Annotated in this window: 18 protein-coding genes; 7 read left to right on the plus strand and 11 right to left on the minus strand. The window is 64.1% G+C overall.

Features of this window, described 5'->3' with window-relative positions; genetic code table 11:
- Positions 1-159: 159 nt before the first annotated feature.
- The 9 genes from nth to CYR32_RS12575 form a co-directional block, all read right to left on the minus strand.
- Complete coding sequence (gene nth, locus CYR32_RS12535; protein WP_101824841.1) at positions 160-795, minus strand: endonuclease III; 636 nt, start codon at positions 793-795, stop codon at positions 160-162.
- A complete protein-coding gene (locus CYR32_RS12540) occupies positions 792-1490 on the minus strand; it encodes an electron transport complex subunit E (RefSeq protein WP_101824843.1) in 699 nt (232 codons plus the stop codon). Before CYR32_RS12540 ends, nth begins: the two co-directional genes overlap by 4 nt.
- Entirely contained in the window at positions 1483-2115 is a 633-nt protein-coding gene (gene rsxG, locus CYR32_RS12545; protein WP_101824845.1) for an electron transport complex subunit RsxG, read from the minus strand. The genes CYR32_RS12540 and rsxG overlap by 8 nt, the downstream gene beginning before the upstream one ends.
- A gap of 9 nt (positions 2116-2124) precedes the next feature.
- Complete coding sequence (gene rsxD, locus CYR32_RS12550) at positions 2125-3177, minus strand: electron transport complex subunit RsxD (protein ID WP_101824847.1); 1053 nt, start codon at positions 3175-3177, stop codon at positions 2125-2127.
- The gene (gene rsxC, locus CYR32_RS12555; RefSeq protein ID WP_101824849.1) at positions 3178-5814 is read right to left on the minus strand and encodes an electron transport complex subunit RsxC; all 2637 of its coding nucleotides are present in this window, start codon (positions 5812-5814) and stop codon (positions 3178-3180) included.
- Complete coding sequence (gene rsxB / locus CYR32_RS12560; RefSeq protein ID WP_101824851.1) at positions 5807-6382, minus strand: electron transport complex subunit RsxB; 576 nt, start codon at positions 6380-6382, stop codon at positions 5807-5809. The genes rsxC and rsxB overlap by 8 nt, the downstream gene beginning before the upstream one ends.
- Positions 6382-6963 (minus strand): electron transport complex subunit RsxA, encoded by a 582-nt coding sequence (rsxA, locus tag CYR32_RS12565; RefSeq protein WP_072933084.1) that lies wholly within the window; start codon positions 6961-6963, stop codon positions 6382-6384. The genes rsxB and rsxA overlap by 1 nt, the downstream gene beginning before the upstream one ends.
- A 69-nt stretch (positions 6964-7032) precedes the next feature.
- Positions 7033-7470 carry a DUF2569 domain-containing protein gene (locus CYR32_RS12570; RefSeq protein ID WP_101824853.1) on the minus strand — a complete coding sequence of 146 codons (438 nt, stop codon included), beginning with the start codon at positions 7468-7470 and terminating at the stop codon, positions 7033-7035.
- A gap of 192 nt (positions 7471-7662) precedes the next feature.
- Entirely contained in the window at positions 7663-9078 is a 1416-nt protein-coding gene (locus CYR32_RS12575) for a glycoside hydrolase family 1 protein (RefSeq protein WP_101824855.1), read from the minus strand.
- 208 nt (positions 9079-9286) lie between these two features.
- Here CYR32_RS12575 and CYR32_RS22040 point away from each other — a divergent pair, with 208 nt between their 5' ends.
- From CYR32_RS22040 to CYR32_RS12590, 4 genes are all read left to right on the plus strand, one after another.
- Positions 9287-9691: a MerR family transcriptional regulator gene (locus CYR32_RS22040; protein ID WP_338152915.1), complete on the plus strand. Its 405-nt coding sequence runs from the start codon at positions 9287-9289 to the stop codon at positions 9689-9691.
- Positions 9678-10331, plus strand: a complete 654-nt coding sequence (locus CYR32_RS22045; RefSeq protein WP_338152916.1) for a TipAS antibiotic-recognition domain-containing protein — start codon at positions 9678-9680, stop codon at positions 10329-10331. Before CYR32_RS22040 ends, CYR32_RS22045 begins: the two co-directional genes overlap by 14 nt.
- Positions 10332-10756: 425 nt before the next feature.
- Positions 10757-11245: a hypothetical protein gene (locus CYR32_RS12585; RefSeq protein ID WP_101824857.1), complete on the plus strand. Its 489-nt coding sequence runs from the start codon at positions 10757-10759 to the stop codon at positions 11243-11245.
- A 273-nt stretch (positions 11246-11518) separates the two neighbouring features.
- Positions 11519-13714: a hypothetical protein gene (locus CYR32_RS12590; protein ID WP_146000697.1), complete on the plus strand. Its 2196-nt coding sequence runs from the start codon at positions 11519-11521 to the stop codon at positions 13712-13714.
- Between the two features lie 116 nt (positions 13715-13830).
- Here CYR32_RS12590 and araA read toward each other — a convergent pair whose 3' ends face one another.
- Entirely contained in the window at positions 13831-15336 is a 1506-nt protein-coding gene (gene araA / locus CYR32_RS12595) for an L-arabinose isomerase (RefSeq protein WP_101824861.1), read from the minus strand.
- Between the two features lie 50 nt (positions 15337-15386).
- A complete protein-coding gene (locus CYR32_RS12600; RefSeq protein WP_101824862.1) occupies positions 15387-17096 on the minus strand; it encodes a ribulokinase in 1710 nt (569 codons plus the stop codon).
- A gap of 378 nt (positions 17097-17474) precedes the next feature.
- On the opposite strand from CYR32_RS12600, the gene CYR32_RS12605 reads away from it, so the two are divergent.
- From CYR32_RS12605 to araH, 3 genes are all read left to right on the plus strand, one after another.
- Complete coding sequence (locus CYR32_RS12605) at positions 17475-18458, plus strand: arabinose ABC transporter substrate-binding protein (RefSeq protein WP_101824864.1); 984 nt, start codon at positions 17475-17477, stop codon at positions 18456-18458.
- 73 nt (positions 18459-18531) lie between these two features.
- A complete protein-coding gene (gene araG / locus CYR32_RS12610; protein ID WP_101824866.1) occupies positions 18532-20067 on the plus strand; it encodes an L-arabinose ABC transporter ATP-binding protein AraG in 1536 nt (511 codons plus the stop codon).
- 14 nt (positions 20068-20081) lie between these two features.
- A complete protein-coding gene (gene araH, locus CYR32_RS12615; protein ID WP_101824868.1) occupies positions 20082-21098 on the plus strand; it encodes an L-arabinose ABC transporter permease AraH in 1017 nt (338 codons plus the stop codon).
- Positions 21099-21103: the final 5 nt, after the last annotated feature.

The raw sequence follows: 21103 nt of genomic DNA on the forward strand, positions 1-21103 counted from the left end.
GATCACCCAAGGCGCGGGGATGCAAGGGGCGCGCGCCTACGCGCCCCTTGCGCGGTGGCGGCAGCGGAGCCGCAGAAAGCGTGCTGGCCGTATGCCAACGCAACCTGCCTCGATCTATACCCCTCGATCTATACCCCCAACAACCGGCGAACCCGCCCCCTACGCATAAACCTTCTCCTTAAACTCACACAAATCCTCAATCACACAAGACCCGCACCGCGGCTTCCTGGCGATACAGGTGTAGCGCCCGTGCAAAATCAGCCAGTGGTGGCAATCGACTTTAAACTCCGCAGGCACCACCTTCAGCAGCTTCTCTTCAACCTGGTCCACATTCTTGCCCGGGGCGAAGTTCGTGCGGTTGCAGACGCGGAAAATATGGGTGTCGACGGCGATGGTCGGCCAGCCAAAGGCGGTGTTGAGCACCACGTTGGCGGTCTTGCGGCCGACGCCCGGCAGCGCCTCCAGCGCGGCGCGGTCTTCCGGCACCTCGCCGCCGTGGCGCTCCAGCAGCTGGCGGCAGGTCTTGATGACGTTCTCCGCCTTGCTGTTGTAAAGGCCGATGGTCTTGATGTAGCTCTTCACCCCGTCCACGCCGAGATCGAGGATCGCCTGCGGCGTGTTGGCCACCGGGTAAAGCTTCGCGGTGGCCTTGTTGACGCTGACGTCTGTGGCCTGCGCCGAGAGCAGCACGGCGATCAGCAGCTCAAACGGGGTGCTGTAGACCAGCTCGGTGGTGGGGTGCGGGTTGTTGTCCCGCAACCGGCTCAGGATGGTGGTGCGCTTTTGCTGGTTCATAAGACCGGCTCCCCCGGCCGGGTGTCCGGCGACGCGGCACTGACGGCCACGGCTTTGCGCGCTTTCATCTTCTGGTCAATCAGGTATTTAATCGCCAGCAGCATCGCCAGGCCGATAAACGCCCCCGGCGGCAGCATCGCCAGCAGGAACGGCGAATCGAGGTGCGCCACCTCAACCCGCAGCACCTTCGCCCAGCTGCCAAGCAGCTGGTCTGCGCCGTCAAACAGCGTGCCGTTACCGAGGATCTCGCGCATCGAGCCGAGCACAAACATCGTCAGGGTGCCGCCGAGGCCGGTCATCAGCCCGTCCAGCGCGGCGTAGCGCACCGGCGCTTTGGCGGCGTACGCTTCCGGGCGGCCGATCACGATGCAGTTGGTGACGATCAGCGGAATGAAGATCCCCAGCGACTGGTAGAGGCCGTAAGCGTAGGCGTTGATCAGCATCTGCACGCAGCTCACCACCGAGGCGATGATCATCACGTAGATCGGGATGCGGATCTCACTCGGTATCCAGCGGCGCATCATGGAGATGGCGGTGTTGGTGCAGAGCAGCACCAGCGTGGTCGCCAGCCCCAGCCCCAGGGCGTTGGTGGCGGTTGAGGTCACGGCCAGCAGCGGGCACATGCCCAGCAGCTGCACCAGCGCGGAGTTGTTTCTCCACAACCCGTCGAGGGTTACGCGTTTAGCTTCACTCATCAGAGGCTCCACAAGGGGATAAGGTGGCCAATGTTGGCGGCAGGGTTTCCATATAGAGGGTGGTGCGGCGCACCGCATTCACCACCGCGCGCGGGGTGATGGTCGCGCCGGTAAACTGGTCAAACATGCCGCCATCTTTTTTCACCGCCCAGCGGCGGTCGTCCGGCCCGTTAATGGTCTGTTGGGCGAAGTGCTTGATCCAGTCAGAGATCCGCACCTCGATTTTGTCCCCCAGCCCCGGCGTCTCATGGTGCTCCAGCACCCGGGTGCCGTAGACCTTGCCGTGGAAGTCAGCCGCCACCAGGATCTGGATCGCCCCGGAGTAGCCGTCCGGCGCGGTGGTCTCCACCACGGCCGCCACCGGCTGCCCGGCTTTGCGCGCCAGGTAGAGGCGGTGCGGCGCGGCGCTGCCCAGCGCCGGGTCGGAAACCAGCAGGCACTCGCCCTGCATGGCGTTGTCGTAGACCTCCGCCGGGATCACCTGGTCAAACAGCGCCTTCTGCTGCTGAGAGGCCTGATCGCTGATGGTGGGTTTGGTCAGGGTGTAGACCACGGCGGTCAGGCCGGTGGTCAACGCCGCGAACAGCGCCAGGGTCGTGCCGTGGCGTCGCATGGTATCTAACATCATAGCTCCTCAGCGATGCCCGTAGACACGGGGTTGGGTGTAGTGGTCAATCAGCGGCACGGTGATGTTGGCCAGCAGCACGGCAAAGGCGACGCCGTCCGGGTAGCCGCCATAGACGCGGATCAGCCACACCAGCAGCCCAATCAGCGCGCCGAAGATCAACCGGCCGCGTGGCGTAGTGGACGCCGTAACCGGGTCGGTGGCGATAAAGAACGCCCCGAGCATGGTCGCGCCGGAGAAGAGGTGGATCAGCGGCGAGGCGTTGAGCGCCGGGTTCACCAGCCACGCCAGCCCGCTGCAGAACGCCAGCATCAGCAGGAAGCTTACCGGGATGTGCCAGTGGATCAGGCGGCGGCCGAGCAGCAGCAGGCCACCGGCCAGGAAGCCGAGGTTCACCCACTGCCAGCCCAGCCCGGCCAGGAAGCCGCTGTAGATCGGCTGTGCCAGCAACTGGGTGTACGCGTGCCCGGCGCGCAGCCCGGTTTTGAAACCGTCCAGCGGCGTCGCCTGGGTCACGCCGTCCACGTTGGTCTGCAACTGGTAGGCGGTGAGGCCGTCACCGGTGTGGCCGCTGAAGATGCTGAGCAGGGTGTCGTGCCAGCCCAGCGCGTGCGCCTGCAGCGTGTCCGGCGGCAGCCAGGTGGTCATCTGCACCGGGAAGGAGATCAGCAGCACCACGTAGCCCACCATCGCCGGGTTGAACGGGTTCTGGCCGAGGCCGCCATACAGCCCCTTGGCGATAACGATGGCGAAGAAGGTGCCGAGCACAATCATCCACCAGGGTGCCAGCGGCGGCAGGCTGACGCCCAGCAGCAGCGCGGTGAGCAGGGCGGAATTGTCGCCCAGTTTCGCTTTGACGGACTGGCGGCGCAGCGCCACGATCGCCCCTTCGGCGATCAGCGCGGTCACCATCGCCAGCGCCACCTGCACCAGGTTGCCGGGGCCGAAAAAGTACCCCTGCGCCGCCATGCCGGGGATGCAGGCCAGCATTACCCACAGCATGATGCTGCTGGTGCGTTGCCGGTTATGGGTAAAGGGTGAACTTGCGATTCTGAAAGCCATTTATTCCTCGTTCGACATCGTTTCTTCTGCGGCCTTGCGCGCCTTGATACGGGCAATCGCTGCGGCGACGGCCTCCTTGCGCGGGTCGCTTTGTTGTTTTTCCGTGGCGCTGCCGGTGTGTGGCTCTCCGGCGGCCTTGCGCAACGGTTCAGGTGCTTCGTCATTGGCCGGGGCAGGCTCAGCCGGGGCGGCTTCCGCTTTTTCAGCGCGTTTGGCCTTGGCGCGGGCGACGGCAGCAGCCACGGCGGCCTTGCGTTTCTCCTCGGCGGTCTGCTCAGGCGCTTCTGCCGGGGCAGGCTCAGCCAGGGCGGCCTCTGTGTTTTCAGCGCGTTTGGCCTTGGCGCGGGCGACGGCAGCAGCCACGGCGGCTTTGCGTTTCTCCTCGGCGGTCTGCTCAGGCGTTTCTGCCGGGGCAGGCTCAGCCGGAGCAGCCTCTGCGTTTTCAGCGCGTTTGGCCTTGGCGCGGGCGACGGCGGCAGCCACAGCGGCTTTGCGCTTCTCCTCGGCGGTCTGCTCAGGCGCTTCTGCCGGGGCAGGCTCAGCCGGGGCGGCCTCTGCGTTTTCAGCGCGTTTGGCCTTGGCGCGGGCGACGGCAGCAGCCACGGCGGCTTTGCGCTTCTCCTCGGCGGTCTGCTCAGGCGCTTCTGCCGGGGCAGGCTCAGCCGGGGCGTCCTGCGCCTGCGCGGCTTTCTTCGCTTTGACGCGGGCGAGGGCGGCAGCCACAGCGGCTTTGCGCTTGTCATCCGGGCTTTGCGTCAGGGCGTCGGCCGGGGCATCCACCACCTCGGCGGTGCCGAAGTCCGCATTCGCCTCGACCGCCTTTTTCGCTTTGGCGCGGGCGACCGCCGCGGCGACGGCGGCTTTACGTTTATCGTCGGCGCTCTGTTCCGGCGCGTCAGCGGCTGGGGCAGCCGCGGCATCAGCCGCTTTCTTCGCCTTGACGCGGGCCAGGGCAGCAGCCACCGCGGCTTTGCGCGGGTCAGCATCATGGTGATGCTCATCTTCCGACTGCGACGTCTGGTCTGCCGGGACTTCCGCCTCAATGGCGGCGCGGCGGGCGCGGCGTTCGGCGCGCTCTGCCTCACGCACCGCCTCATCCTGCGGCGCGGCGGCCTGTTTGGCTTTCACCCGTGCCACGGCAGCCTGCGCGGCGCTGTTGTCACTCTCGTCCAGCCGCACGGCAGCCTGCTGGTGACGGGCTTCACGCGCCAGCTTCTCGCGCTCCATCCGCGCCTGTTTGGCTTCAAAGCGCGCTTTAGCGTCCGCGGCGCGTGCCGCTTCCTGATCCAGCTCGCGGATCTCCGCCTTCTCCTGCCGGTAATACTGCACCAGCGGGATGTTGCTCGGGCAGACGTAGGCGCAGGCCCCGCACTCGATGCAGTCAAACAGGTTGTAGTTGCGTGCCTTCTCATGCTCCTGGCCGCGGCTGAACCAGTAGAGCTGCTGCGGCAGCAGCCCGGCCGGGCAGGCGTCGGCGCACTGGCTGCACCGGATGCACGCCTCTTCGGCCTGCGGCGCGCCCATTTCGCTCTGCGACGGGGCCAGCAGGCAGTTGGTGATTTTTACCGTCGGCACCTCGAGGTGCGGCAGGGTGAAGCCCATCAGCGGCCCGCCCATGATCACCAGTTGCTGGTCGTGCGGCCGGAAACCGGCGACGTTCAGCAGCAGTGACACCGGCGTGCCGATGCGCACCCAGAAGTTGCCGGGCTGGGCGACAGACTCGCCGGTCAGCGTCACCACGCGCTCAATCAGCGGCTCGCCGTGCAGGATGGCGCGGGTAATGGCGTAGAGCGTGCCGACGTTCTGCATCAGCACGCCAATTGAGGAGGAGTGTTTGCCGTGCGGCACCTCCTGCCCGGTGAGGATGCGCGTCAGCTGCTTGGCCCCGCCAGAGGGGTATTTGGTCGGGATGACGCGCAGCTCAAGTTTCACGCCCGGCGTGGCGTCCGCTTTCAGCGCCTGTTTCAGCGCGGCGATCGCCTCTGGTTTGTTGTCCTCAATGCCGATGATCACCCGCTCAGGGCGCAGGATATGGCAGAGGATGCGCGTACCGGTGACGATCTCCGGCGCATGCTCCTGCATCAGCCGGTCATCGGCGGTGATGTACGGCTCGCACTCGGCGGCGTTGACGATCAGCGTCTTCACGCCGTGACGGCCGCCCTGCAATTTGCTGGCTGTCGGGAAGCCTGCGCCGCCGAGGCCGGCCACGCCCGCCTGGTGGATGCGCGCCACCAGGTCGCTGGCGCTCTGCTGGTGGTAGTCCGTCACCGGTGACAGCGCGCACCAGCGGTCGTCGCCGTCGGCGTCCAGCACCACACACAGCTCTTTCAGGCCGGACGGGTGGGCGGTGATGCGCGGCTCAATGGTGCGCACCGTGCCGGAGGTCGGCGCATGGACCGGCAGCGTGCGGCCGCGGCCTGCGGTGAGCGGCTGGCCTTTCAGCACCCGGTCGCCCGCCTTGACCAGCAGCTCGCCCTCGGGGCCGAGGTGCTGTTGCAGCGGGATAATGAATTCAGGGCTGAGCGGGGCCTTGCGCAGCGGCGCATGGCTCGACTGGGTCTTCATCTCCGGCGGATGGATGCCGCCCGCGAAGTCCCAGATTTTATGTTTGTTCAGGGCTTTGAGCAGGTTAAACATGCCGGCCCTCCGTGACAACGCGCACCGGAATAGTGTTCAGATCCCATTTCCAGTTGGCGGTAGTGGTTTTTACCGGAATCATCTCAATACAGTCAGTTGGGCAGGGGGCGACGCAGAGGTCGCAGCCGGTACAGAGGTCGGCCACCACGGTGTGCACGGCGCGGGTCGCGCCGACAATCGCGTCCACCGGGCAGGCCTGGATGCACTTGGTGCAGCCGATGCAGTTGCTCTCATCCACAAAGGCCACTTTGCGCACCGGGTGCGTGACGCTGTCACCACCGTCCAGCGGCTGCTGCTCAACGTTCAGCAGCGCGGCGATCTTCACCATCACCTGCTCGCCGCCGGGCGCGCATTTGTTGATCTTCTCGCCGTTGGCCACCGCCTCGGCGTAGGGGCGGCAGCCGGGGTAGCCGCACTGGCCGCACTGGCTTTGCGGCAGCAGCGCGTCGACCTGTTCGGCCACCGGGTCTTCGTCTACTTTGAAACGGCGCGAGGCGTAACCCAGCACCAGCCCGAAAATCAGTGCCAGCGGCGTCAGCGCCGCAATCGCAATCCACAACGCGCTCATCAGAATTTCACCAGACCGGTAAAGCCCATAAAGGCCAGGGACATCAGCCCGGCGGTCACCAGCGCAATCGAGGAGCCGCGGAACGGCGCAGGCACATCCGCCACCGCCAGGCGCTCACGGATGGCGGCAAACAGCACCATCACCAGGGAGAAACCGGCCGCAGCCGAGAAGCCATACACCGCGGACTGCAAAAAGTTATGGGATTCGTTGATGTTCAGCAACGCCACGCCCAGCACCGCGCAGTTGGTGGTGATCAGCGGCAGGAAAATCCCCAGCAAACGGTAGAGCGACGGGCTGGTCTTGCGCACCACCATCTCCGTGAATTGCACCACCACGGCGATCACCAGAATAAAGGAGAGGGTGCGCAGGTAGATGAGATCGAGCGGCAACAGGATAAAGCTGTTGATCGCCCAGGCGCTGATCGAGGCCAGCGTCATCACAAAGGTGGTGGCGAGCCCCATGCCGATGGCGGTCTCCAGTTTCTTGGACACCCCCATAAACGGGCACAGCCCAAGGAATTTCACCAATACAAAGTTGTTTACCAGCACAGTGCCGACAAACAGGAGCAGGTATTCGGTCATTGCAATGCCTGAGAGTCTGAAGTCAAAAAAACCGCTGCCTGCCGCGGCGCGGGGCGCGCGGCAGCGGGGTTAGCCAATAAATGTCTGTTTTACCCGGCGGGAGCGGGCAAAATAGGGCACCAGCAGCGCGGCCGCCAGCAGCGGGGCCAGCAGGCTGCGCACGGCGAAGTCATCCGGCACCGGCGCAAAGGCAAAGCTTTTGATCGCCAGCAGCACCGTCACCAGCAGCCAGAAAATATAGAGCCGCGGCACAATGCGTTTGCGCTGGGTGAACTGCCACAGCACCCAGGCGCTGAACAGCCACATCGCCAGTGCCGTCACCAGTGACAAATACCAGGGCAGCGCCATGCCGGTGGTGCCGAGCAGCCGCGCGCGGGAGTCACTGTGGGAGAGCGCCATGCCATAGAGCACCAGCGTCAGCGTATTGCCCAGCAGCGTCATGATCAGGTAGGCCAGCGGGGCCAGCAACCATCCGCCAATGCGCCGGGCGTCTTGATTTAGCGACATAAAAAACCTTTGTGCAGGGTGAAACAACGCGGGAGGCCCGCATTCAGCCGGCACATACTACCAGAGTGAAATTCCCCGGCTTATCAAGAATGTGTTGTAAAAGCGGATCGCGGTTTAAGAAATAAACCGGAAGATTGGGAAAGGCAGGGCGGGCAGGGCGAAGCGGGGCCGGTAGGTCACCGGCCCGCGGCCTCAGCGCAGTTCGCCGTTGCCGGCGATCACCTTCTGGTACCAGAAGAAGCTCTTTTTACGCTGGCGCGCCAGCCCACGCGCGTGGTCCACATAGACAAACCCGTACTGCTTCTGGTAGCCGTTGAGCCAGCTCAGCAGGTCAATAAACGACCACGGGTAGTAGCCGCGCACCTCTGCGCCCTGTTCGATGGCGTCGGCAATCGCCGCGATGTGCCGGCTCAGGTAGGCGATGCGGTCATCATCCACCACCTCGCCGTCGATGACCGGGTCTTTCGCCCCCAGGCCGTTTTCGGTGATGTAGATCGGCACGTCGCCGTAGCGCGCCTTGATCGCCAGGATGCCGTCCGTCAGCCCCTGCGGGTAGATCTCCCAGTCCCAGTCGGTGTAGATGCCGTCCGGGTTGCGCACAAACTTAAACAGCCCTTTGAAGCCGAACTCCTTGCCCGGCTGGTGGCCGCTGCCGCGGGTGCCGCTGTGGTTGGCGGTGAGCTGGGTCTCGCCGTGCGGGTTGGCCGCCACCGTCTCGCGCTTATAGAAGTTGAGGCCGATAAAGTCACAGAGGTTGTTGCGCAGCAGCGCGTCATCCCCCGGCGCAAAGCGCGGCACGCCCCACAGGGACTGGGTCTTCGCCAGCAGCTCGGCCGGGTATTCCCCCTTGAGCACCGGGTCGTAGAGCCAGTGGGTGTAGATGCCGTCCGCCAGCTCGCAGGCGGCCACATCCTCCGGCGCGCTGCTGCGTGGGGTGTGCGGTTGCAGCACATTCACAAAGCCGATCTGCCCGGGAATGCCGCTCTGGCGGAATGCGGCCACGGCAGCGGCGTGGGCCACAAACACATGGTGGCACGCCTGCACCGCGCGCGCCGGGTCCTGCACGGCCGGGGGATGGGCACCGGTAATGTAGCCGTGGCCGATAAACACCACCGTCTCATTAAAGGTTGACCAGAGTTTCACCCGGTCACCGAAGCGCTGGTAGCAGAGCCGCGCATACTCCACAAAGGCGTCGGCGGTGCTGCGCGCCTCCCAGCCGCCCTCCTGTTGCAGCGCCAGCGGCAGATCCCAGTGGTAGAGGGTGATCATCGGCTCAATCTGGTGCTTCAGCAGTTCATCAATCAGGTCACTGTAGAAGGCGACCCCCGCCTCATTGACCTGGCCGCGCCCGGTGGGCAGCAGGCGCGGCCAGGAGAGGGAGAAGCGGTAGCTCTTCATGCCCAGCTCGCCCATCAGCGCCACATCTTCGCGGAAGCGGTGGTAGTGGTCGACGGCCACGTCGCCGTTGGTGCCCTGGTAAGTCGCGCTCGGGCGGTGGGCAAACTCATCCCAGATTGACGGCCCTTTGCCGTCCGCCTGATACCCGCCCTCAACCTGGTAGGCCGCGGTCGCCGCGCCCCATAAAAACCCGTCTGGAAATGCTGACATCGCCTGATCTCCTGTGTGAAGCGTACCGGCAGCCAGTGTAAAAAAGCCCCCCTGGGGCTGCAACCGGTTTCAGAAACCGGTTGCAGCCGGTGAAGCATTTTGCGATCGGGCGCACGGCGCAAGGTGCATGGCGTGTAACAAAAAGGCTTGACCCTGACGTAACGTCAGGCCGCACGCTATGCAGATATGTACAGAAAAGGAGATCGTGATGCTGATAGGAGAACTGGCCCGCCGCGGCGGGGTGACTGTACGGACACTGCATCATTATGACGCACTGGGTTTGCTGAAACCGGGCGCGCGTTCGCCCGGGGGGTATCGCCTTTACCATGAACATGATCTGGTTCGGCTGCACCAGATCCAGGCGCTGCGCCGGTTTGGGCTCTCCCTGGCTGAAATCGGCGAACTGCTGGCCCGGCACGCCTTGCCGCTGCATGAGGTGATTCCCCGGCAAATTGCTATGATGGACAAACAGCTTGCCAAACTGATGTTCCTCCGGCGGCGGCTGGTACGCATGGCTGACCAGCTGCAGAGGAACGAAGAGACGCCGATCCAGGAGTGGCTGGCAACGCTGGAACTGGTCGCTGATAACATGGGGGTTAATGACGATGTATGAGAAATATTTTACCCAGGAGGAGCTGACCCGGCTGCCGCTCTCCCAGGCGGATGAGGCGCGGGACACCGAGTGGCGGGCGTTGGTGAAAGAGGCGGAGTGGCTGCTGGAGAACCGCACCCTGCCGCAGGAGCCGGCGGCGCGGCAACTGGCGATGCGCTGGATGCTGGCGCTGGAGCGCGACACGGCCTGCAACCCCGATTTCCTCAACCGCCTTAACCAGATGCACCAGCAGGAACCGGCCATGCGGGCGGCCATCGGCATGACGCCGGAGATTGAGGCATTTATCACCCGCGCCTTTGCCGAAAACAAAATGCAGATCCTGCGCCATTACCTGAATGAGCGTGAATACGCGTTCCTCTATGAGCACTACCCGAAGCAGATCTCCGCCTGGCCGCCGCTTGTCGCCGAGATGCGCCGGGCGATGGAGCAGGGCGTCGCCCCTGATTCTGACGAGGCGCGGCCGCTGGCGCAGCGCTGGATGGCGCTGTTCTGCGCCTATGCCGGCAACGACCCGCAAACCCACGCCAAAATCCGCCTGGCGATGGAGGAGCAGCCGGAGCTCTCCCAGGGCACCTGGCTGGATGAACCGCTGCTGCACTGGCTGCGGCAGGCCGTGGCCCACCTGAACCGGCACGCCTGAGGGCGCCGCGTCCCCCGTGCCGGGCCGGTCCGGCACGGGGAATGGCCGCCCGCCCTCGCTTTTTCAGGCTTTCCTTTCGCCTTTTCCCCGCTTTCCCGGCTAACAATTGTCATATTCCGGCCATCGGCAGCCCGGCAGATTACTCGCGGTAATCATTCAGCGGAACCGCGCTCCCCCATATTGTTCACTGTTATTAATCTGATAAAAAAAGCACGCCGTTATTTTCTGCCTTATTACTCCTGCGCCGCCGGGCTTATTTCCCGGTGCGTTTACCCAGGGTGAGAAATAGCGCCGTCTAATGTGCTGTTTTTACCTTTATCCCGCCGCGTTAACCGGGGCATCAATGAGAATCGGGAGGCTTTTTTATTCGGCTCTCTTCTCTCATTCAGCCGGTTTCCCCACCTCATAGAGGTCAGTGAGAGAAAATGAAACAGGTGAACTTTATCACTTACCCCGCTGATGTTATGCCTTTAATGAATCGCAGGGAGTGGGATGACATTGAAATAACGGATGTATTAATTAACGGAGGTTTTACCATGAACGAAAATAATTCAGAACAGCTGCAAGCCCGGCCGGAGATAACAGGGCAAGCAGACGACGCGGTCAACCCGGCCGCACAGGAAGCAGCCGTACCCACGGAGGGCGACACCCCGGCGCCGCGCCTCCTGAGCAACCATTTTCTTTATCTGTATGCCTTATGCGTCACCTTACTGACGTTTCTGTTTTTGTTCATGGCCTGTTTTTCGCCGTCCGTCAATATCGAACAGCGGGAGAGCATGATTAATACCGTGACCGGTTTTCTTTTGGGGGTCGCGCTGTCGGCCATTATCCAATATTTCTTTGGATCGAGCCTGAGCAGCCGAATCAAGGACGATGCATTAAACGCATTACATAACAGGGTACAGGAGAAATAACAGCAGGAGCCGTGTCAGTGAGAAAACACGTTTTGTGCGCCCCCATTGTTGGGCTGTGCGGGAGGGGCGGGGCGCACACCTTTTATTGCACGAAGCGGTGTTGGTCATTAATGCATAACCGGACTTTTTATTCCTGCGGCGACTTCCGCCAGGCCGCATTTCCTTACTATTACGAAGAGGTACATTATGTTCTATTTCCGAGCCAACCAAGTAAAATTGACCAGTAATGGGTCCACCCGTTCCCTGTTTAACTGGCGCAAAGATCTGTCGGATGTGAAATTAATCAGTTTTATTACCACCAGCCAATCTATTTTGCCGGACATCGACACCTGGCTGGACAGCAACGACCCGGCCCAGAAAACCGCGCTGCTGGCGCGGGCGGTGCAGAGCGTCAGCTCCTCGCAGATCCTCACCACCGTGGAAAACGTCAAGGACAACGCGCGCCTGACCTTCGGCACCACCGGGTATAACCTGTTCCAGAGCGACAAGATCCCGGAAGACATCAGCTGGTGTCTGATGGCGGTGAAAAGCAACAAAGATACCCGCGAGCTGGGCTCGGTGTTTTCATCCATCGCCAACCATGAGGAGTTCAACAATTTTGCCACCTCACTCGGCTCGCTGGTGGCGACGGCGGCTAACCCCGCCTTCCGCGCCGGGGTGGAGATCACCAAGTTTGTGACGGAGGTGATGTCACAACGGCTGCGCGATGAGGATGACGAACAGCTGGGGCTGCTCTACCTTTCGCTGAACCGCGCCCAGCACTACCCGCACGGCGAGCGCAAAGAGGATGCCGTCACTGACCTGACCGGCAACATGCTGGTGGACTACTCGATCTTTGCCGTGGAAGGGGCACCCAGTCAACAGAGCACCGTGGATGCCTCCCAGGGTGAGGGCAGTGAACCGGCCCCGAAAGAGCTGGCGAAACAGACCATCGAGGCAAGCCTGGCGGCCGCGGCCGCGGTGGCGCAGCAGAGTCTGGCGGAAAGGGCCTCGGCCGCGGCCACCGTGCCGGATCAGCCGGCCGACGTGCTGGCGAAACGGGCGAAAGTCTTCCTGCAAGAGCGTGAAAGCGGCCTGCTGGACCAGGCCCGGCAAGTGATGGCCGGGATCGCGGGTGCGGCGGTCTCCGCCGCCGGTGATGCGGCCGGTCAGGCCGTCAATAACCTCACCACCCAGCTTGGCGCGGCCGCGCTGAAGGCGATTAACGGCAACGCGCCGCCGGTCAGCGGCAGTGCCGCCACCCTGCCTACCGGCGGCAGCGGCACCGAACCGCAGGACGGCACCACCAGCGGCGATCCGGGCGCGTCCGGCGCGCCGGGTGCGCCCATCGCGGCGGTGACCACCAAAGAGGTGGTGGAAGCGGGTGCCGCGCCAATTGGCGACGTGGTGCCTGCCGGGGCGCAACCCCCCTCAGACGCGCCGCCCAGCGGCTATGAGATGGTTGGCGAGACCCCGCCGCAGGCCGTGCCGCCTGCCGGTCAGGCCCCGTCCGCTGACGCGGCCGCGCAGCAACCGGCCGAACAACAACCGGCCGAACAGCAACCGGCCGCCGCTGCACAGCCCGCTGCCGAACAGCAACCGGCTGAACAACAACCGGCCGCACAGCCCGCTGACGCGGGAAGTGATGCCGCCGCGCAACCCGCAGAGGGCGGAGCCGCCCCTGAGAGCGCCCCGGCGGCCCAGCCTGCGGCGGCACAGGCCCCGGTGGCAGAAGGCAGCAGCGCCATCCCGGACCAGCCGGCTGACGTCCTGACGGCAGGCACCGGCACCGACAACGCCGCCACCCAGCCTACCGGCGGCAGCGGCACTGAGCCGCAGGACGGCACCACCAGCGGCGACTCAGGCGGGGCGATTGTCTCCAGCGCCCCGACTTCCGGGGGGCAACAGGCGGCCACCGAGGCGGCCGCCTCCGCCTCCCCGGTAAAAGGCGTGCAGACGGCCGGGGAAGATGGCCCGGTTGAGGCGGGTGAGCAGTCCCCGGATGCGGTCGCCAGTGGGAAAGAGATACTGGCCGAGACCCCACCGGAGGCGGTGCCCGCGGCGGGTCAGGATCAGCCCACGGCACCGGAACAGCCTGCCGCCGCGCCTGAGCAACCTGCCGCAGAGGCAGGCAGTGCGGCCCCGGCGCAACCGGACGCGCAGGAGGCCGCCCCGGCCGGGGTGATCGTTCAGTCTGAGGATGGCAGCGACCCGTCCGCCGGGGCAGCCGTCAGCGGGGGCAGCGCCCAGCCGGCCGCCGCGCCCGCAGCAGCGGAGTCGGCTGCGCAGGCGACAGCGGAGACGGCACCCCCGGCTTCCGCCGAAAGCGCCGACCCCACTGACAGCGGCACCCAGGAGATCGTTGTCGGCCAGCAGCCTGATGCCGCCGGTGCCGCTGCGCCCAGCGGAGGGCAACCCGCTGATGCCGGTCAGGCGGTGGATCCGGGCAGTGCTGCGTCGCCTGAGGATGCGCAGAAAACAGAGAAATAATCAGGGAGAGAAGTAACGGCAACCTGGGCCGGGAGGGGAGGTGCCAGGGAGGCGATAACCGGCAGAAAAAAGAAGAGTGGGCCATTGCCCACTCTTTTTTACATCCGGCGTACCGGTTATTTGGCGCAGATCTTGTAGTAGACCTCATTCCAGCGCAGCGCGTCCTTGAAGGCCGGCAGCGTGGTCTGGTTGTCAATCACCAGCAGCTCAATGTTGTGCATCTCCGCATACAGGCGCATGTGGTCCAGCGTCAGCGCCTGGCTGAACACCGTGTGGTGCGCGCCGCCGCCCAGGATCCAGGCTTCCGCCGCGGTCGGCAGATCCGGCTGCGCTTTCCAGATGGCGCGCGCCACCGGCAGTTTCGGCAGCGGGTGCGGCTGCTCCACCGTATCCACCACGTTCACCAGCAGGCGGAAGCGGTCACCCATGTCGATCACGCTGGCGTTCAGCGCCGGGCCGGCCGGGGTGGAGAAGATCAGGCGCGCCGGATCCGCCTTGCCGCCGATGCCGAGGTACTGGGCATCGAGGGTCGGTTTCTGCTCTTTGGCGATGCTCGGGCAGACTTCCAGCATGTGCGAGCCGACCACCAGGTCATTGCCGCTCTGGAAGTTGTAGGTGTAATCCTCCATAAAGGAGGTGCCGCCCTCCAGCCCGCTGGCCATCACTTTCATGATGCGCAGCAGCGCGGCGGTTTTCCAGTCACCTTCGCCGCCGAAGCCGTAGCCTTTCTGCATCAGGCGCTGCACCGCCAGCCCCGGCAGTTGCTGCATGCCCCAGAGGTTTTCGAAGTTGGTGGTGAAGGCGCGGAAGTTGCCCTGCTCCAGGAAGCGGGTCATGCCCAGCTCAATGCGCGCCGCGTCCAGCAGGTTCTCGCGTTTGTCGCCGTTGAGTTTTACCGCGTCGGTCAGCTCGTAGCTCGCCTCATACTCCTCAATCAGCGTGTCGACGTCGCCTTTGCTGACTTCATTGATCACGCTGACCAGGTCGCCGATGCCATACGCGCTGACGCTGTAGCCGAACTGGATCTGCGCGCCGACTTTGTCACCCTCGGTGACCGCCACTTCACGCATGTTGTCGCCGAAGCGCGCCACTTTCAGCTGTTGGCTCTCCTGGCGGGCGGCAGCCACGCGCATCCACTCGGCAATGCGGCGGTGGGACTCGCCATCCTGCCAGTGCCCGGCGATCACACTGTGCTGCTGGCGCATCCGCGCGCCGATAAAGCCGAACTCGCGGCCGCCGTGGGCGGTCTGGTTCAGGTTCATAAAGTCCATGTCCATGGTTTCCCACGGCACCTGGGCGTTGAACTGGGTATGGAACTGCAACAGCGGCTTGTTGAGGATGCTCAGCCCGGCGATCCACATCTTGGCCGGGGAGAAGGTATGCAGCCAGGTGATGATGCCGATGCAGTCGTTGTGGTAGTTGGCATCGCGGCAGATGGCGGTGATCTCATCCGGGGAGGTGCCGAGCGGCTTCAGCACCAGCTTCACCGGCAGGCGCGCTTCTTTGTTCAGGCTGTTGACCACCTGTTCGGCGTTCTCCCTGACCTGGCGCAGCGTCTCCGGCCCATACAGGTGCTGGGTGCCGATCACAAACCATACTTCTTGCTGTTTAAATGCGTCCATTTGCAACTCCTGACAAAAAAGGGGGCGGGTGGCTCACACCCGCCGGAAAATTAGGAAAGGGGTTCAGCCACCGGGGCCACCGGCTGGGCCGGGGCGTGGGCGAAGTGCGGCTCGGCGGCGGCGCACCACTGCTGGTAACGCGCGTAGAGGCGCTGGAACTCGGCGACCCGGGCCGGGTCGGGTTGTAAGGTGCGTTCGATGCTGCAGGCCATCTGCTGCTGGGCGTCCGGCACGCTGGCGTACTCGCCGGCGGCCACGGCGGCGAAGATCGCCGCGCCCAGCGCACAGCACTGATCGGAGGCGACAATCTGCAACGGGCGGTTCATCACGTCAGCGCAGACCTGCATGATCACCGGGGATTTGCGGGCGATGCCGCCCAGCGTCAGCACGTTCTCCACCGGGATGCCCTGCTGCTCGAAGCACTCCATAATGGCGCGCGCGCCGAAGGCGGTGGCGGCGATAAAGCCGCCGAACAGCGCCGGGGCCTCGGTGCCGAGGTTCAGGTCGGTGATCACCCCTTTCAGGCGCTGGTTGGCGTTCGGGGTGCGGCGGCCGTTGAACCAGTCCAGCACCAGCGGCAGGCTCTCCAGTGACGGGTTCTCCGCCCAGGCGCGGGTCAGGGCCGGCAGCAGGTCTGCTTCAATCTGTTTGAGCTGCGGGGCCAGCGCCGGGTTGGCGGCGGCGGCCTGTTTCAGCGGCCAGCTCAGCAACCGGCTGAACCAGGCGTACATGTCGCCGAAGGCGGATTGCCCCGCCTCCATGCCGATCATCCCCGGCACCACGCTGCCGTCGACCTGACCGCAGATGCCGGCGATGGCGCGGTCATCTACCCGCGCGGCGTCAGCGAGCAGGATGTCGCAGGTGGAGGTGCCGATCACTTTCACCAGCGTATAGGGCTGCGCCCCGGCCCCCACCGCGCCCATATGGCAGTCGAAGGCACCGCCGGAAAGCACCACGCTCTGCGGCAGGCCGAGGCGCTCCGCCCACTCGGCGCTCAGGGTGCCCACCGGCACCTCGGCGGTCACGGTGTCAGTGAACAGCGGGCAGGGCAGGTTTTCCACCAGGCAGGGGTCGAGCGCCTCGAAGAAGTCACGCGGCGGCAGGCCGTTCCACTCCGGGTGCCACAGCATTTTGTGGCCCGCGCTGCAGCGGCCGCGCAGCAGGTCGCCCGGCGCGGTTTTCCCGGCCAGCAGCGCCGGTATCCAGTCGCACAACTCCACCCAGGAGGCGGCGGCCTCACGCACGGCGGCGTCCTGGCGGGAGACGTGCAGAATTTTGGCCCAGAACCACTCAGAGGAGTAGACGCCGCCGATGTAGCGGGTGTAGTCCGGGAAGCGGCCGCTGCGGCACAGGCGGTTGATCTCTTCCGCCTCTTCAATCGCCGTGTGGTCTTTCCACAGCACGAACATGGCGTTCGGGTTGTCGGCAAATTCCGGGCGCAGCGCCAGCACCCGTCCTTCGGCATCCACCGGCGCGGGGGTGGAGCCGGTGGAGTCCACGCCGATGCCGACCACGGCAGCGCGCTGTTCCGCGCTTAAGCGGTTAACCACGTTGCGGACCGCCTGCTCCATCGCCTCGATATAGTCGAGCGGGTGGTGGCGGAACTGGTTGTGCGCCGGGCGGCAGTAGCGCCCCTCTTGCCAGCGCGGGTAGTAGACGACATCCGTATCGAGTTCCGTGCCCCGTTGGCAATCCACTGCCAGCGCGCGTACCGAATCGCTGCCAAAATCAAGGCCGATAGCAATGGCACCTTGCGTCATTCTGGGTACTCCTTTGGGTCTCAGGGTAAGTGCTGACTACCATAGGAGTGTGGGGCACGGCAGGGTGAGGAGCCGCTTGCTGCAAGTATGCACTTTCCTGCTTCTTTGGATGTTTCTGTGATGTCAGTCAAAAGTTAATGGTTGGCTAAATTTGCTATATCTATGCACTTTCCTGCTGTAATCCCCAGATGTGATAGCGCTCTACATTTTCCGCCCGGTTTCCCGTTAAAACTTATCCCGTCTTACAGAGGGTGTGCGGCCGCAACGCGCCTGAACCGGGCACTCACGGCCAGACCCACCCCGTTTTACCTCTACTGATAACGTTTTCACACCGCCCGTTGCACCGGGTGAACAACACCAATAAGACCGGAGAGCATCATGCATAAATTCACTAAGGGACTGGCTGCTGTCGCGCTGGCCGCGGTTATGTCACATTCAGCTATCGCCGAGACGATGAAACTCGGCTTTCTGGTGAAGCAGCCGGAAGAGCCGTGGTTCCAGACGGAGTGGAAGTTCGCCGATAAGGCGGGCAAAGATCTCGGCTTTGATGTGATCAAGATTGCGGTGCCGGACGGCGAGAAAACGCTGAACGCCATCGACAGCCTGGCCGCCAGCGGTGCCAAAGGCTTTGTGATCTGCACGCCGGACCCGAAACTCGGCTCGGCGATCATGGCCAAGGCGCGCAGCTATGACCTGAAAGTGATTGCGGTGGATGACCAGTTCGTGACCGCCAAAGGCAAACCGATGGAAACCGTGCCGCTGGTGATGATGGCCGCCACCAAGATTGGCGAGCGCCAGGGGCAGGAGCTGTATAAAGAGATGCAGAAACGCGGCTGGAACGCCGCCGAAACCGGCGTCATGGCGATCACCGCCGACGAGCTGGACACCGCCCGCCGCCGCACCACCGGCTCGATGGACGCGCTGAAAGCCGCCGGGTTCCCGGAGAAGCAGATCTTTAAAATCCCGACCAAATCCAATGACATCCCCGGCGCGTTTGACGCCGCCAACTCGCTGCTGGTGCAGCACCCGGAAGTGAAAAACTGGCTGATCGTCGGCATGAATGACAACACCGTGCTGGGCGGCGTGCGCGCCACCGAAGGGCAGGGCTTCAAGGCCCCGAACGTGATCGGCATCGGCATCAACGGCGTGGACGCAGTAAGCGAGCTGTCCAAGGCGCAGGCCACCGGCTTCTTCGGCTCCCTGCTGCCAAGCCCGGACATCCACGGCTACAAGAGCATCCAGATGCTGCATGACTGGGTAGAAAAAGGCGCGGAACCGGCCAAATTCACCGAAGTCACCGACGTGGTGCTGATTACCCGTGACAACTTCAAACCGGAACTGCAGAAAAAAGGGCTGATGTAACCCCGCCCGCGGCCGCTGCGGCGGCCGCGTTCAACCCTGTGAACCTGTCCCTGTTACCCATGAGGTCAATGCCATGACAACGCAGTCGCCCTACCTGGAGTTTTGCGCCATCGGCAAGCAATTTCCGGGCGTGAAAGCGCTGGACGACATCAGCTTCCACTGCCACGCCGGCCAGATCCACGCCCTGATGGGCGAGAACGGTGCCGGGAAATCGACGCTGCTGAAGATCCTCAGCGGCAACTACACCCCCACCCGCGGCGAGATCCGCCTGAAGGGGCAGCCGGTGGCGTTTGCCTCCACCACCGACGCGCTGAACGCCGGTGTCGCCATCATCTATCAGGAGCTGCACCTGGTGCCGGAGATGACGGTGGCGGAAAACATCTACCTCGGCCAGTTGCCGCAGAAGCGCGGGCTGGTGAACAAGAAGCTGCTGCGCTATGAGGCGGAGTTGCAGCTCAAACACCTGGGGCTGGATATCGACCCGGACACGCCGCTGAAGTACCTCTCCATCGGCCAGTGGCAGATGGTGGAGATCGCCAAGGCACTGGCGCGCAACGCCAAAGTGATCGCCTTTGATGAGCCGACCAGCTCGCTCTCCGCGCGCGAGATTGAGCAGCTGTTCCGGGTGATCCGCGAACTGCGCGCCGAAGGGCGGGTAATTTTGTATGTGTCGCACCGCATGGAGGAGATCTTTGCGCTGAGCGACGCCATTACCGTGTTCAAGGATGGGCGCTACGTGCGCACCTTTGACGACATGGCGCAGGTGGACAACGAAAAACTGGTGCAGGCGATGGTGGGGCGTGACCTCGGTGACGTCTACGGCTACTCGCCGCGGCCGCACGGCGCGGTGCGCCTGAAAGTCGATAACGTCAAAGCGCCGGGCGTCAAAACGCCGATCTCGCTGGAGGTGCGCGCCGGGGAGATTGTCGGCCTGTTCGGGCTGGTGGGGGCGGGGCGCAGTGAGCTGATGAAAGGGCTGTTCGGCGGCACGCGCATCACCGGCGGCCAGCTCTCGCTGGACGGCACACCACTGACCATCCGCTCACCGATTGACGCCATCCGCGCCGGGATCATGCTCTGCCCGGAAGACCGCAAAGCGGACGGCATCATCCCGGTGCACTCGGTGCGGGAGAACATCAACATCAGCGCCCGGCGCAAGACCCTGACCGCCGGCTGCCTGATCAATAACGGCTGGGAGAGCGCCAACGCCGACAAGCATATCCGCGCGCTCAACATCAAAACGCCCACCGCCCACCAGCTGATCATGAACCTCTCCGGCGGCAACCAGCAGAAGGCGATTCTCGGCCGCTGGCTGTCGGAGGAGATGAAAGTGATCATGCTCGATGAGCCGACACGCGGCATTGATGTCGGGGCCAAACATGAGATCTACAACGTGATCTACGCGCTGGCGAAGCAGGGCATTGCGGTGCTGTTTGCCTCCAGCGACCTGCCGGAAGTGCTGGGCCTGGCCGACCGGGTGCTGGTGATGCGGGAGGGCGCGCTCTCCGGCGAGCTTTCCCACGACGAGGCCACCGAAGAGAAAGCGCTCAGCCTGGCGATGCTGCGCACCCCTGATATTGCCCCCGATGCCGCTGCGGCGGTTGCCTGATTGAGGAATGCATGATGTCCAGTGTTACCACGCCGTCTATGAAAACGAAAAGTGTGAATCCGGGCAGCGGCCCGGTGAAAAGCCGCGGCCTCGGCCTCTCCCGCGTCTGGGACAGCTACGGCATGCTGGTGGTGTTCGCCGTGCTGTTTATCGCCTGTGCGGTATTTGTGCCGAACTTCGCCTCCTTTATCAATATGAAAGGGCTGGGGCTGGCGATCTCCATGTCCGGGATGGTGGCGTGCGGGATGCTGTTCTGCCTCGCCTCCGGTGACTTTGACCTCTCCGTCGCCTCGGTGATCGCCTGTGCCGGGGTCACCGCCGCGGTGGTGATTAACCTCACGGAAAGCCTCTGGATCGGCGTCGCCGCCGGGATGGGGCTGGGCCTGCTCTCCGGGCTGGTGAACGGCTTTGTCATCGCCAGACTGAAGATCAATGCGCTGATCACCACCCTCGCCACCATGCAGATTGTGCGCGGGCTGGCCTACATCATCTCCGATGGCAAAGCGGTCGGCATTGAGGATGAGCGCTTCTTCGCCCTGGGCTACACCAACTGGTTCGGCCTGCCGGCCCCGATCTGGATCACCGTCGGCTGTTTGATCCTGTTCGGCTTCCTGCTCAACAAAACCACCTTCGGCCGCAACACGCTGGCCATCGGCGGCAACGAGGAAGCGGCGCGGCTGGCCGGGGTACCGGTGGTGCGCACCAAAATCATCATCTTCATCCTCTCCGGGCTGGTCTCTGCCGCGGCGGGCATCATCCTCGCCTCGCGCATGACCAGCGGCCAGCCGATGACCTCCATCGGCTATGAGCTGATCGTGATTTCCGCCTGCGTACTGGGCGGCGTCTCGCTGAAGGGCGGCATCGGCAAAATCTCCTACGTGATCGCCGGTATCCTGATCCTCGGCACCGTGGAGAATGCGATGAACCTGCTGAATATTTCGCCGTTCTCGCAATATGTGGTGCGCGGCGCCATCCTGCTGGCGGCGGTGATCTTCGACCGCTACAAACAGGCGGCCAAGCGCACAGTGTGATGCGG

Origin of the sequence: Chimaeribacter coloradensis (genome assembly GCF_002858715.1) — a bacterium.
Lineage (GTDB): Bacteria > Pseudomonadota > Gammaproteobacteria > Enterobacterales > Enterobacteriaceae > Chimaeribacter > Chimaeribacter coloradensis.

What these genes read in the sequence shown, in the direction of transcription:
- CYR32_RS12600 (WP_101824862.1), bottom strand. Translation starts at nt 17,096, where the DNA reads ATGACGCAAGGTGCCATTGCTATCGGCCTTGATTTTGGCAGCGATTCG.
- CYR32_RS12585 (WP_101824857.1), top strand. Translation starts at nt 10,757, where the DNA reads ATGAAACAGGTGAACTTTATCACTTACCCCGCTGATGTTATGCCTTTA.
- rsxB (WP_101824851.1), bottom strand. Translation starts at nt 6,382, where the DNA reads ATGAGCGCGTTGTGGATTGCGATTGCGGCGCTGACGCCGCTGGCACTG.
- araA (WP_101824861.1), bottom strand. Translation starts at nt 15,336, where the DNA reads ATGGACGCATTTAAACAGCAAGAAGTATGGTTTGTGATCGGCACCCAG.
- rsxA (WP_072933084.1), bottom strand. Translation starts at nt 6,963, where the DNA reads ATGACCGAATACCTGCTCCTGTTTGTCGGCACTGTGCTGGTAAACAAC.
- CYR32_RS12570 (WP_101824853.1), bottom strand. Translation starts at nt 7,470, where the DNA reads ATGTCGCTAAATCAAGACGCCCGGCGCATTGGCGGATGGTTGCTGGCC.
- CYR32_RS12605 (WP_101824864.1), top strand. Translation starts at nt 17,475, where the DNA reads ATGCATAAATTCACTAAGGGACTGGCTGCTGTCGCGCTGGCCGCGGTT.
- CYR32_RS22045 (WP_338152916.1), top strand. Translation starts at nt 9,678, where the DNA reads ATGACGATGTATGAGAAATATTTTACCCAGGAGGAGCTGACCCGGCTG.
- araG (WP_101824866.1), top strand. Translation starts at nt 18,532, where the DNA reads ATGACAACGCAGTCGCCCTACCTGGAGTTTTGCGCCATCGGCAAGCAA.
- araH (WP_101824868.1), top strand. Translation starts at nt 20,082, where the DNA reads ATGTCCAGTGTTACCACGCCGTCTATGAAAACGAAAAGTGTGAATCCG.
- rsxC (WP_101824849.1), bottom strand. Translation starts at nt 5,814, where the DNA reads ATGTTTAACCTGCTCAAAGCCCTGAACAAACATAAAATCTGGGACTTC.
- nth (WP_101824841.1), bottom strand. Translation starts at nt 795, where the DNA reads ATGAACCAGCAAAAGCGCACCACCATCCTGAGCCGGTTGCGGGACAAC.
- CYR32_RS12540 (WP_101824843.1), bottom strand. Translation starts at nt 1,490, where the DNA reads ATGAGTGAAGCTAAACGCGTAACCCTCGACGGGTTGTGGAGAAACAAC.
- CYR32_RS12575 (WP_101824855.1), bottom strand. Translation starts at nt 9,078, where the DNA reads ATGTCAGCATTTCCAGACGGGTTTTTATGGGGCGCGGCGACCGCGGCC.
- CYR32_RS22040 (WP_338152915.1), top strand. Translation starts at nt 9,287, where the DNA reads ATGCTGATAGGAGAACTGGCCCGCCGCGGCGGGGTGACTGTACGGACA.
- rsxD (WP_101824847.1), bottom strand. Translation starts at nt 3,177, where the DNA reads ATGGCTTTCAGAATCGCAAGTTCACCCTTTACCCATAACCGGCAACGC.
- rsxG (WP_101824845.1), bottom strand. Translation starts at nt 2,115, where the DNA reads ATGTTAGATACCATGCGACGCCACGGCACGACCCTGGCGCTGTTCGCG.